Source organism: Pseudarthrobacter sp. S9, from assembly GCF_050156545.1.
Classification (GTDB): Bacteria; Actinomycetota; Actinomycetes; order Actinomycetales; family Micrococcaceae; genus Arthrobacter.
The window spans coordinates 2,143,466-2,154,885 of record NZ_CP189576.1 but is presented as its reverse complement, the minus strand read 5'-3'; the positions used below and the strand labels follow the sequence as shown (position 1 = coordinate 2,154,885).

General features: G+C 67.8%; 11 protein-coding genes and 3 pseudogenes. 6 read left to right on the top strand and 8 right to left on the bottom strand.

The features are described from left to right. Positions 1-30: 30 nt before the first annotated feature. Positions 31-990 (bottom strand): EamA family transporter, encoded by a 960-nt coding sequence (locus tag ACQCSY_RS10280; RefSeq protein WP_427135778.1) that lies wholly within the window; start codon positions 988-990, stop codon positions 31-33. 192 nt (positions 991-1,182) lie between these two features. Here ACQCSY_RS10280 and ACQCSY_RS10275 point away from each other — a divergent pair, with 192 nt between their 5' ends. After that, a complete protein-coding gene (locus ACQCSY_RS10275; RefSeq protein ID WP_427135352.1) occupies positions 1,183-1,725 on the top strand; it encodes a CGNR zinc finger domain-containing protein in 543 nt (180 codons plus the stop codon). Positions 1,726-1,772: 47 nt separating this feature from the next. Here the strand turns inward: ACQCSY_RS10275 and ACQCSY_RS10270 are convergent, their stop codons facing one another. From ACQCSY_RS10270 to ACQCSY_RS10260, 3 genes are all read right to left on the bottom strand, one after another. Then, a complete protein-coding gene (locus ACQCSY_RS10270) occupies positions 1,773-2,135 on the bottom strand; it encodes a hypothetical protein (protein WP_427135351.1) in 363 nt (120 codons plus the stop codon). A gap of 85 nt (positions 2,136-2,220) precedes the next feature. Further along, positions 2,221-2,814 carry a hypothetical protein gene (locus ACQCSY_RS10265; protein ID WP_427135350.1) on the bottom strand — a complete coding sequence of 198 codons (594 nt, stop codon included), beginning with the start codon at positions 2,812-2,814 and terminating at the stop codon, positions 2,221-2,223. 69 nt (positions 2,815-2,883) lie between these two features. Beyond that, positions 2,884-4,239 carry an MATE family efflux transporter gene (locus ACQCSY_RS10260; RefSeq protein ID WP_427135349.1) on the bottom strand — a complete coding sequence of 452 codons (1,356 nt, stop codon included), beginning with the start codon at positions 4,237-4,239 and terminating at the stop codon, positions 2,884-2,886. Between the two features lie 152 nt (positions 4,240-4,391). On the opposite strand from ACQCSY_RS10260, the gene ACQCSY_RS10255 reads away from it, so the two are divergent. Beyond that, a complete protein-coding gene (locus ACQCSY_RS10255) occupies positions 4,392-4,826 on the top strand; it encodes a DoxX family protein (protein WP_427135347.1) in 435 nt (144 codons plus the stop codon). Between the two features lie 162 nt (positions 4,827-4,988). Here the strand turns inward: ACQCSY_RS10255 and ACQCSY_RS10250 are convergent, their stop codons facing one another. Both ACQCSY_RS10250 and ACQCSY_RS10245 read right to left on the bottom strand, forming a co-directional pair. Then, complete coding sequence (locus ACQCSY_RS10250; RefSeq protein WP_427135345.1) at positions 4,989-5,981, bottom strand: ribokinase; 993 nt, start codon at positions 5,979-5,981, stop codon at positions 4,989-4,991. Beyond that, positions 5,978-6,745, bottom strand: a pseudogene (locus ACQCSY_RS10245) (MFS transporter); the annotation flags it as partial. The pseudogene ACQCSY_RS10245 and the gene ACQCSY_RS10250, both read right to left, overlap by 4 nt. Between ACQCSY_RS10245 and ACQCSY_RS10240 the strand changes: the two are divergent. Together ACQCSY_RS10240 and ACQCSY_RS10235 are read left to right on the top strand one after the other, a co-directional pair. After that, positions 6,745-6,996, top strand: a pseudogene (locus tag ACQCSY_RS10240) (substrate-binding domain-containing protein); the annotation flags it as partial. The pseudogenes ACQCSY_RS10245 and ACQCSY_RS10240 overlap by 1 nt on opposite strands. Before the next feature lie 93 nt (positions 6,997-7,089). Continuing rightward, complete coding sequence (locus ACQCSY_RS10235; protein WP_427135344.1) at positions 7,090-8,061, top strand: acyl-CoA thioesterase; 972 nt, start codon at positions 7,090-7,092, stop codon at positions 8,059-8,061. Here ACQCSY_RS10235 and dnaB read toward each other — a convergent pair. Then, complete coding sequence (dnaB, locus tag ACQCSY_RS10230) at positions 8,058-9,437, bottom strand: replicative DNA helicase (RefSeq protein WP_427135342.1); 1,380 nt, start codon at positions 9,435-9,437, stop codon at positions 8,058-8,060. The two genes, ACQCSY_RS10235 and dnaB, sit on opposite strands and share 4 nt — an antisense overlap. Before the next feature lie 642 nt (positions 9,438-10,079). On the opposite strand from dnaB, the gene ACQCSY_RS10225 reads away from it, so the two are divergent. Together ACQCSY_RS10225 and ACQCSY_RS10220 are read left to right on the top strand one after the other, a co-directional pair. Further along, positions 10,080-10,547: a hypothetical protein gene (locus ACQCSY_RS10225; protein ID WP_427135340.1), complete on the top strand. Its 468-nt coding sequence runs from the start codon at positions 10,080-10,082 to the stop codon at positions 10,545-10,547. 3 nt (positions 10,548-10,550) lie between these two features. Continuing rightward, positions 10,551-11,123: a hypothetical protein gene (locus tag ACQCSY_RS10220; RefSeq protein WP_427135338.1), complete on the top strand. Its 573-nt coding sequence runs from the start codon at positions 10,551-10,553 to the stop codon at positions 11,121-11,123. 55 nt (positions 11,124-11,178) lie between these two features. Here ACQCSY_RS10220 and ACQCSY_RS10215 read toward each other — a convergent pair. Further along, positions 11,179-11,412 (bottom strand): annotated as a pseudogene (locus tag ACQCSY_RS10215) (zf-TFIIB domain-containing protein); the annotation flags it as partial. Positions 11,413-11,420 lie beyond the last annotated feature (8 nt).

Below are 11,420 nucleotides of genomic sequence, written 5' to 3'. Positions count from 1 at the left end.
AGTTAGTTGGGAGGAAGTTCCGCAGACGGCTTACGGAACGGGTTCGACGTCGTTCGCGTGATCCAGCTGAGCCGGCAGCGGCGCCGCCAGCTGAGCCGCACGGAGCTCATCCACGCGGACCAGCACCACGCCGCCGACAATCAGGATCCCGCCCACGAGCTGGATCGGGCCGGGCAGTTCGCCGAGCAGCAGCCACGCCCAGATGACCGCGAACAGCACTTCGGTGAGCGAGACGAAGGACGCCACCTTCGATCCGAGGGCCCGCGCCGCCATGATGCCGGAGACATAGGCAATGACGGTGGCCAGGACAACGAGGCCCCCGAGGGCCACCCACCAGGGAGTGACCCACGGCCCCAGCCGGGTGTCTGCCGTGCTGAACGCCATCGGCAGCAGGCCTGTAGCGGCGGCGAGCCACATCACCGCGGCCCCCACCATCAGGCCTGCTGAGGCCAGGACGAGCGGCGGGAGGGTGTCATTTTCCTTGGCCGTGATGAAGAAATAGATGGCAAGGCAGACGGCGGCCGCCATCCCCCACAGGACGCCGATCAGATCGATCTTCACGGCCGCCGTGAGGTCCAGAACCAGAACCAGCCCGCCTAGGGACAGGAGGGTGCCGGCGATAGTCAGCGGCCGGGGCCGTTTCCGGCTCGCCGCCCAGAGCCATAGCACGATGATGACGGGAGCCAGATACTCCAGCAGGAGGGCGACGCCGACCGACAACCGTGACACCGCGTTGAAGTAGAACAGCTGGCAGGCGGCGACACCGATGACGCCGAAAAGCAGGACAGTGAGCCAGTTGTCCTTGAGCTGATGCCAGCGTCCCCGCAGGGCGGGAACGGCCGGAACCGCCAGGATCAGCGCGGCGCCGGTGAGGCGTGCAGTGACCGCGGCGCCGGGCGTCCAGCCCGTCTCCAGCAATGCCTTGGCAAAGGAGCCGGACAGGCCGAACACGGCAGAGGAGAACAGGGCAACACCCAGGCCCGAGGCCATGAAGCCCGAAGCGGCGCCGGGGTTTCCAGCCCCGCGCTTTCGGGCGCCTTGATTTCCGACGCCTTGATTTCCGGAAAGGTCTTTGACCGGGGCATCGGCGGGGTGGCGTGCGGCAGACACGGGCTGCCTCCTGTCAGGAGTAAAGTAGGGTTATGGTCATGACAGTACGCCCAGACGAGGTAAGGAGTCAAGATGGTTTTTGCCCCTGACACGGAAATTGCCCTGCGTTCGGTGGTGGATCTCGTCAACACCTCGGCCAACGGTGAGGAGCTGTTGGCCACAACGGCGGATCTGGACCGCTTCCTCAAAACCGAGGGATTCACCGGCTCCAGGACCCACGACGCGGCCGAGCTCGCCAGCGTGCACCGGCTCCGCGGCCAGCTCGCCGAGCTCTGGCTAGCAGATGAAGCCACCGCCGTGGAGACCGTGAACCGGCTACTCAGGGACGCCCGGGCGCTCCCCCAGCTGGTCCGGCATGATGAATGGGACTGGCATCTGCATGCCACCACACCGGAGGCCCCGCTGGAGGACCGGATGAGCACCGAAGCGGCCATGGCCCTCGTTGACGTGATCCGCACCAAGGAGATGGACCGCATGCTGGTGTGCGCTGCCGAGGACTGCGACGCCGTCGTGCTGGATCTCAGCCGGAACCGCTCGAAGCGCTACTGCGACACCGGCAACTGCGCCAACCGCGCGCATGTGGCGGCCTACCGGGCGCGGAAAGCCGCCTCCTGACGGCGGGACGTCAAGCCATCAAGCGAGCGCAGCCGGCGGAGGACGCCCTAGCGAAGATCGTCGCCGGGGGTGTCGTCCGGGGTCCCGGGAGCGCCGGGGCCCGGCTTTGCGGAGTGGCCGCCGTGGCCGGGTGACCTCTTGGAGCTCAGGTTGACGCCTGACCCCTTGCCCAGGTGCTCGGCATTGTCCTTATGGCTCATCGAGAGCATGGCGGCCAGCACGAGTGTCACGATGAAGGCGATGCCCGCGCCGGTGAAGGCCAGGTCAAACCGGGGTGAGCGGGCGCTGCCGCCGGAAGCGAAGATCAGGACGCCGAAAAAGACCAGTACGGCCCAGAACGCGGAGAACATGAGCGGTCCCTTGACCGAGGTCCGCAGGCTGCGCGGTTCTCCGGATTTCTGCTGTGCCAAGGTGCTTTCCTCCTGCAGCCGACGCCCGGCAGGCGTGGCAGTTTTGATACCGCAATTGTTCTACGCAGGGTAGAACCTGTCGGTACTAGTTTACGGCCTCCACGGAATCGCCCTGTGCATCGTGCCGCAGGCTCAGGCCTGCGAGCATCCACAGCACGCCGCCGATGATGGCTCCGCCGCCGGCGACGCCGAGGAGCGCGTGTGCGCCCAGGCCGATGAAGAACGGCAGCGCGATCGCGGTGCCGAGTCCGATCACGCCGGAGGCAATCCAGTCGCGTGCCAGCACGGAGCGGCCCCGGCCGGTGATGCCGAGATACAGCTCCCCGGCCCCCGCTAGGCCCACGCCCACGGCCGCAATGGTTCCGAAGACAAGTGCGCCGGGGATCAGGGCGACCGCCGCACCGGCCCCGGCCAGAACGGCCCCGCCGGCGGAGAGGATCTTGCCGGCGCGTTCCGCGGGCCGGAATCCGGCCTTCTTGACGCTCCAGATCAGCACGACGCCGGTGGCCAGCAGGTAGAGCCCGCCGGCCCAGCCCAATCCCGCCTCGGAGGGCGCGGCCCAGAACACCGTCAGCGCACCGAACACGAGCGCAACGGCGGCCCGGACGAGCACGGGCTTCCAAACATCCGCGGCAGCGGGGATGGCAGTGGAAGCGTCGGGGGCAGCGGGGAGAGTCACCCGTCCAGTTTAGTGCGAAGCCGCTCCGGTGCGCGCCGGGCGTCCGGGATCCCGCTGAACGGTCCCGGCTCAGTGCGCGCCAAGCACCATCCACCGATCCGTCCGGGCGCGGAGGCCGAGCGTGATCGCCCGCGCCGGCATGTAGCCGAGCGAGAAGGCCGTCCACAGCCAGAGCAGCCCCGCACTGCCGTCGGCCCCGGAGAGGCGGACGGCCAGCAACAGCGGCAAGTAGACGGCCAGATTGACGACGCCGGCGATGGCCAGGTATCGCGCGTCGCCCGCACCGATCAGGACGCCGTCGAGGACGAAGACGTAACCGGCGATCGGCTGGCCGGCGGCGAGCACCCAGAGCGCGAGCGTGAGCGATGCCCCGACCTCGGCGTCGGAAGTGAACAGCGCGCCGGCCCAGGGCGCCGCCGCGGCCAGGAGGACCCCGGTCAGGACGCCAAAGCCGAGGCCCCAGCGGGTCATCGTGCGCGTCAGCCCGCGCGCCTTGTCCGCGTGGGCTGCGCCGAGCTCCTTGCCGATCAGGGCCTGGGCCGCAATGGCGAGGGCATCCAGGGCGAACGCGAGGAACGTGAAGATCGTCATGGCGAGCTGGTGGGCGGCCAGGTTGACGGACCCCTGGGCCGTGACGACGACGACCGTGGCGAGGATCGCGATCCGCAGGCTGAGCGTGCGCAGCATCAGCCACGAGCCCACCTTGGTCATGGCCCGGATGCCGCGCCAGTCCGGCAGCAGGGACACGTCGTGGCGGCCGGCGTTGCGCTGGACTATCACGACGTACACGAGCGCCATGGCCCATTGGGCGATGCTGGTGCCCACGGCGGAGCCGGTCACGGACCAGTGACACCCGTAGACCAGGATCAGGTTCAGCACGATGTTCAGCGTGAAGCCCGCCGCGGCGACGGCCAGCGGTGTCCGGGTGTCCTGCAGCCCCCGCAGCACGCCGGTGCCTGCGAAGATGAGCAGCATCGCCACGAGGCCCGGCATGGACCAGCGCAGGTAGTCGACGGCGAACCCCCGCACCGCGCCGCGCGCCCCCATCAGGTCCAGGAGCGGCTCGGCGGCCAGCAACCCGGCGCCGGCCAGGACGGTTCCCAGCACGAGTGCCAGCCAGACGCCGTCGCGCCCGGCCGCGAGGGCTTTCGGGAGCTGGCCGTGGCCGATCGCCCGCGCGACGGCCGGGGTCGTGGAATAGGCGAGGAACACCGTGAGTCCCACCGCCGTGTGAAGCACCGCGGACGCCAGTCCGACGCCGGCAAGCTGAGCCACGCCGAGGTGGCCCACAATCGCGGAATCAGCGAGCAGGAACAGCGGTTCGGCGATCAGCGCGCCGAAGGCCGGCACTGCGAGGCGCAGGATTTCACGCCTGTGGCCGGCGGGGGCAGGCAGGGTCTCGGGAAGGGCAGGAGAGGCGGGCACGGATTAACCCTACCGGGACGCAGGACGCTCCACCGGGCGACGTTTAGTTGACATTTCAACCAAATGCCAGAACACTGGAAGTTGAAGCTACAACTGTCCGGCTGTCCCAGGATGCCCAAGACAGCACCCCTACTCCTGAAACGGCACATCACATGAACCAGCCCACACTCACCACCTCGGCCCGCACCATCCTGCGCATCGTCACCGGATTCCTCTTCGCCGCCCACGGTTGGCAGAAATTCAACGAATTCACGATCGCCGGCACCCAGGCCGCATTCGCCCAGATGGGCGTTCCGGCGGCCCAAGTGGCGGCACCCGTCGTCGCCACCCTCGAACTGGTCGGCGGCGTCGCACTGATCCTCGGTGTGCTCACCCGCGTGTTCGCCGTGCTCCTCGCCGTGGACATGCTGGGGGCCCTGTTCCTGGTCCACGCCTCCGCCGGCGTCTTTGTCGCGACAGGCGGGTACGAACTCGTGCTGCTGCTGGCGGCCGCCGCCCTGGCAGTCGCCCTGGTCGGCGCGGGAGGGTTCTCCGCGGACCGCGCGCTCTTCGGCCGCAGCAACTCCAAGCTCAGGGTCCTCGTCTAGAGGGCTCCGTGCGCACCAGCACGCGACGAACCTGCCGCGCACCACAGGGGGACCCGTCGAATTACCTGAATCTGCGCACTGGGCCGGCCGATCATGGGATCGGCCGGCCCAGCGGCGGGCTCAGCACGAAGATCCACGGCGAGAGGCCGTCGTAACTTCGTATTAGGAAGCGCGCAGGCGCTCCACATCCTGGATGCCCGGGTACGCGGCCTGGGTGCCCTTTCTGGTGGCGGCGAGTGCTGCCGCAACAGAAGCAAACGCGGCCGCGTCGGCCAGCGTCTCGCCCGCGGCAAGCCTGGTCGCGACGGCGCCCGTGAAGGCATCGCCGGCTCCCGTGGTGTCCACCGCCTTGACCCTGGTGGGGGCAATCCGCGTGATCCGGTGGCCTTTGGCGGCCTGCGAGTCCAACACCACGGAGCCGTGGGCACCCAGGGTGACCAGGACGCGGTCCAGCCCGCGCTCGGCGAACTTGAGCCGCACCGGTTCCCAGGCCAGGGCATCCGCGTCGGCGCCGGGCACCTCGGCGGCGCCCAGGAAGAGCGAAGCCTCGTGGGCGTTCACCAGCAGGACGTCGCTTAGCTCGGCCAGGCTCTGCGGGATCTGCGCATAGGGCGAGAGGTTCAGCAGGACCATCGCGCCGCCGTCGCGCCCTGACCGGGCGGCCGCCTCGACGGTCTCCAGGCTGACCTCGAGGCAGAGGCAGACCACGGCGGCGCCGTCGAACGCATCGGCGGATGCCACGACGTCGGCGGGAGCCAGGGTGCCGTTGGCGCCGGCCGAGATGATGATGCTGTTCTCGCCGTGCGCGTCCACGGAGATGACCGCGACGCCGGTGGCGGCATCGGGCGAGCGGCGCACGCGGGATACGTCCACGCCGGCACCGGCGGTAGAGGCCAGGAGCATGGCCCCGTTGGCGTCCTCGCCCACTGCCCCGACCAGGCTGACGCGGCCGCCGAGCTTGCTCGCGGCCACCGCCTGGTTGGCGCTCTTGCCGCCGGGATTGACGGCGAAGCCGCTGCCGTGCGCGGTTTCGCCCGGCAGGGGCAGTCGCTCACAGTAGATGGTCAGGTCCGCGTTAAGGGACCCGACGACGACAATCCGACCGGCTTGCGCGTCGCCGTCGGACCCTGCCGCGGTTGTCTCGGCGGGGCTCACTTCGCCACCTCCGCTTCGACGGGCTTCGGGATCAGCAGCGAGGCGGCGAAGGCCGCCACCGTGATGGCCAGACCAACCACCCCGACCGTCAGGTACGAGGCCTTGGCGTCGCCAAGTGCCGAGGTCGCCACGAGCACCGCGGGAAGTACGAGGAAGCTCAGGCCCGCGCCGAGGTTGAAGGCGCCGGCGTTCATGCCCGGCAGGAAGCCCGGGTTCCCCTGGGGCGAGGGCACAACTCCGAGTCCGTTCAGCATGATGTTGACCGTACCTGCGTACATGATGCCCAGCAAGGCCGTTCCGGTGATCATCATGGGCAGGCTGCTGAGGCCGAAGAACGCGATGATGGCCAGGGCCACCAGGCTGCCGGCCATGCCGATGCGAAGGACCTTCGTGTAGCCCAGGACGGGAGCGAGGCGGCCGCTGATCGGGCCGAAGACCCAGACCAAGAGGGCGTAAGGCGTGAGGATCATGAGGGACATTTCGGTGGGGCCGGCGGCGAAGCCGGGGGCCGCGGCCTGCACATAGGCCGGGACGATGCCGTTGATGACGGCGAAGATGCCGGTCATGGTCAGCATGGTGGTCAGCAGCGGCGCCCAGGTGGAGCGCTGGCGCAGATGGGCGGTTTCGACCATGGGCTGCTTGGCGCGCTGCTCCACCGTCCAGAACGCGAAGAACGCGGCGGCGGCAACGACGATCAAGACGACGGCCAGGATCAGCGTGCTTGCGGAGAAGGCGCTGACCAGCTTGGAGCCTTCGTTGAGGGCACGCCTGCGGCGTGCTGCAGGAGGCCCGCGTCGCCGCGGTGCGGATCCCGGAGCAACTCGCCGTGGCCGGCTTCGACGATCTGCCGTACTCGGCCATCAGCAACCCCAGCCTGACCAGCGTGCACCTGCCCGCAACACCCCTGGGACTCAAGGCCGGCGAACAGCTGCGCGCCCTCATCGAATGCCGCGCCTTGGAGCAGCCCCAGCTGACGCTGGAAAGTTCGTTGGTGGTACGGGGCTCCACGGCCTGATGGCCGCCGTCCCGGCCCGCATATGGCGGCCCGGGACGGGGTTTGTGTCTTTCCCCGGCGGCGCGCTGCGCGGCGTGTCAGTAAACTCACAGCATGACTGAGACCGACGCCAACGCCGTGACCCTGCGCTTCCTGGCGGCGCCCACCGACGTCGGGCACAGCGGGTCCGTGGACGCCGGCACGGTGCTGGAATGGGTGGACAAGGCGGCCTACGCCGCGGCCGTCGGCTGGGCCAAGTCCTACTGCGTCACGGCGTACGTGGGAAACATCCACTTCGCCGATCCGGTCAACAGCGGCGACATGGTCGAAGTCACGGCCACGATCGTCTATACGGGCCGGTCCTCGATGCACATCCGCTCCGTGGTTTCCTCCGGCGATCCGAAGGGCGGGCCCGCCACCATGCGCAGCCAGTGCATGGTGATCTTTGTGGCGGTGGGCGAGGACGGCAAGCCCATTCCGGTGCCGCAGTTTGAGCCCTCCACGCCCGAGGAGATCGAGCAGCGCGATCATGCGCTGGCGCGGATCAAGGTCCGCGAGGACATCGTCAAGGCCATGAGCGCCCAGGAATACACCGACGCCGGTACCGCCGAGCGCGTGGTCCTGCGGTTCATGGCCGCCCCGACGGATGTGAACTGGGGCGGGAAGGTGCACGGCGGGATCGTCATGAAATGGATCGACGAGGCCGCCTACGTGTGCGCCTCGCGCTACTGCGGGAAGGACACGGTGGCCGTGTTTTCCGGTGGCGTCCGGTTCTACCGGCCGCTGCTGATCGGCCACGTGGTGGAGGTGGAGGCCCGGCTAGTCTACACCGGTACCAAGGGCATGCACATCGCCGTCCACGTCCGCTCGGGCGACCCCAAGGGTCGCGAACTGAACCTCACGACCTACTGCCTGACCGTGATGGTTGCCCGCGACGAGGGCGGAAACTCGGTCCCGATCCCGCAGTGGGTTCCGGTGTCCGAGGAGGACAAGCGGCTGCACGCCCATGCCCGCGAGCTGCTGGAAATCCGTGGCAGGGCGCCGGGAAACAGGCTCCCCAACCACCTGCTCGCAGCCGGCGGCTAGAAGCCGCCGCCGGCGTCGGCCGCCATGTTGGCAAACCGCGAGTAGTGGCCCTGGAACGCCACCACAATGTCCTTCGTCGGGCCGTTACGGTGCTTGGCGATCAGGATGTCCGCCTCGCCGGCGCGGGGCGATTCCTTGTCGTAGACATCCTCACGGTGCAGAAGGATCACCATGTCGGCGTCCTGCTCGATGGAACCGGATTCGCGGAGGTCAGAGACCATTGGCCGCTTGTCCTGGCGCTGCTCGGAGCCACGGTTGAGCTGCGAGAGGGCGATCACCGGCACCTGGAGTTCCTTGGCCAGCAGCTTGAGCGCACGGGAGAACTCGGAGACTTCCTGCTGGCGTGACTCCACTTTCTTGCCCGAGCTCATGAGCTGCAGGTAGTCCAGGATCACCAGTTTGAGGTCGTGCTGCTGCTTCAGGCGGCGGCATTTGGCGCGGATTTCCATCAGCGACATGTTCGGGCTGTCGTCAATGAACAGCGGGGCATCGTTCATGCGGCCCATCGTCGTGGCGATCTTGGACCATTGCTCGTCCTTGATGGTGCCCTTGCGGAGGTCCTGAAGGCCGATGGTGGCCTCTGCGGACAGCAGGCGCATGGCGATCTCGTTCCGGCCCATTTCCAAGGAGAACATGACAGTCGCGAGGTTGTTCTTGATGGCGGCGGAGCGGGCGAAGTCCAGCGCGAACGTGGACTTACCGACGGCCGGGCGGGCCGCGATGACGATCATCTGCCCCGGGTGCAGGCCATGGGTCAGCTCATCGAGTTCATAGAAGCCGGTGGGCACGCCCGTCAGCCCCTCGCCGCGGTGGCCTGAGGCTTCGATCTCGTCCACGGTGGATTCCATGACGTCCTTGAGGACAACGTAGTCCTCCGCGGTGCGGCGCTCGGCGACGGCGTAGATCTCGGCCTGCGCCTGGTTGACCAGGTCCTCGACCTCGCCGTCGGCGCCGTAGCCCAGCTGGACGATCTTGGTGCCGGCATTGACGAGGCGGCGCAGGACCGCGCGTTCGGCCACGATCTCGGCGTAGTAGCCGGCGTTGGCGGCGGTGGGGACGGTCTGGATGAGTTCGTGCAGGTAGGCGGGTCCGCCGATCCTGTTGATCTCACCGCGTTTGGTCAGCTCGTCCGAGACGGTCACGGCGTCGGCCGGTTCTCCGCGGCCGTAGAGGTCGATGATGGCCTCGTAGATGGTCTCGTGGGCCGGGCGGTAGAAGTCCTGGCCACGCAGGATTTCGACGACGTCGGCAATGGCGTCCTTGGACAGCATCATGCCGCCCAGCACGGACTGCTCGGCGGGGATGTCCTGCGGCGGCTTGCGGCTGCCTTCGGATCCCCGGGCGCCCTCGATTGAGTCCAGATGCGTAACTGACAAAACTGCCGTCCTCCATTGTGTGCCGCTGCGGATATTCGTTCGCCCGCGGCGCGTAAGCCATGTGCCTAGGTGGCCATTGGCGTCAAACCCGGCGCACCGTCCGCTTAAGTACTATCAGCGGGCACCGACTGTTTTGCCGTGTTACCGGATTTACCGGGCCTCGTTATCCACAGCTCCATTCCGGAGTGGAAACCGTCCAGACTGTCTGGACGCATCGTGCAGCGACCGGCGGATGTCCCTAGCCGAAGCCCGATATCCAGCTACGTTATCCCCCGATCGCACAGGGACCAACCCGACCCGAGGGCTCCCCTGTGGATAAGCTGTGCACTACTGCTTGGTGCTTGTGCACAGCCTGTGGGAACACCTGTGGATAGAAAAATAGTTAGGCCCGAAATCGAGCGTTGACCTGCGGAAACACCGGGTTAACCTTGTGGACACTAAACTATTTTCGCCAACCTTCATCCACAGCCTGCAGCCTGAGGCTGGGGATAGCGGCAGGAATCAGGGCCACAAACTGCGGAAAATATGCGCATTTTGTGATCGGCCTCACGGGCGGAGGCCGAATTGACGGCTGGCGGGGCGCGCTGTATGCAATCCGCGGGACATGCTGTGGATAACTGCTATCTGGCATAAGCTCTAGTCATGGGCGATGTACTGCTGGTCATCTTTCCTGCCCTCATTCTGGCGGCAGTCCTCTGGGCGTTGGTCACGGCACTCAAGCCACGGGATTTTGGCATCTCGGACGCGGAGCGCTACCAGCTGGAACTGGCTGCCCGATCCCAGGCCCACTATGCGGCGCAGGTTCAGGCCGCCACGGCTGCACGCGCCCGGGTGGATGCGACCACACGGCCCAGCCAGAACGAACAACAGCAGTCACAGCAAGCGGATCATGCCCGGGCGGCCCTGCAGGCCCAGGCGGGCTCCGCGCCTGCCATGGGGCAGCCCGGCTACCAGGGCGCCGTTTTGCCTGGCGGACAGCTGAACCCCCAGTTCGCCCTGCAGCTTCAGTCGCTGGCCCGGACCGGCAAGAAAGTCCAGGCCATCAGGCTGCTGCGTCAGGCAACCCGCTCAGATCTCTTGACCGCCAAGAATTATGTAGATCGGCTGTAGTACATGGAATCCCTGCTCATTCCCATCCTGATCCTGGTCCTCGCCGGCGCGGGCGTACTGCTGGCGTACCGGGCCTTGGGCCGCCGCGGGGCCCGGCCACGGCCGGAGGCCATGCCGCAGCCGGGGCGGGATCCCGTGGAGCTTGCGCGCGCGGCAGCAGCCAAGCTGACCCAGGAGCAGCACCGCCGGCTGTACGCCCTGATCGCGCAGGGACAGGCCATGGCCGCCATCAAGCTTTACTTCGAGGCCACCGGAGAGGGCCTCCGCGCCTCCCGTGACGCCGTCGGCGCCCTGGCAGCGCACCCGCAGCCGTTCCGCGCCCCGGAGGCTCCCCAGCAAGCCGCAAGCGACGACGACGACGCGCCGCAGCGCTTCCCCTACCGTTACCGGGCGATCGCCAGCAAGGGCGATGTCACGCGCGAGGTGAGCAGCAACATGCTCAACGACGAGATCTACGGCAGGATCCGCACCCTGGCCAAGAGTGGCGACACCGAGGCGGCCGCGACAGCGCTGACGCGCCACTCGGATATCTCCATGAAGCAGGCCAGGGAATTCATCGCCCTGCTCGACGACTGACTGCTCGACGACTGACCGCCGGACGGCTTACTGCTGGACGGCTTACGCCCCGAATTGGGCCCTGGTTGCTGTACAGCGGCGGCGGGATGTGCCCGGGCGGGGTCGGCACCGCCGGCCGTGCCGCGGGGACGGCGGAAACCGTGGGGCCCATCGCGTCCGCCGCGCGGTCGATGATCTTGTCGAGCTCCCCACGGTCCAGCCACACGCCACGGCATTGGGGGCAGTAGTCGATCTCGACTCCGCTGCGTTCGCTCATGATCAGGTCTACAGAATCCACAGGACACTTCATGTACCGCA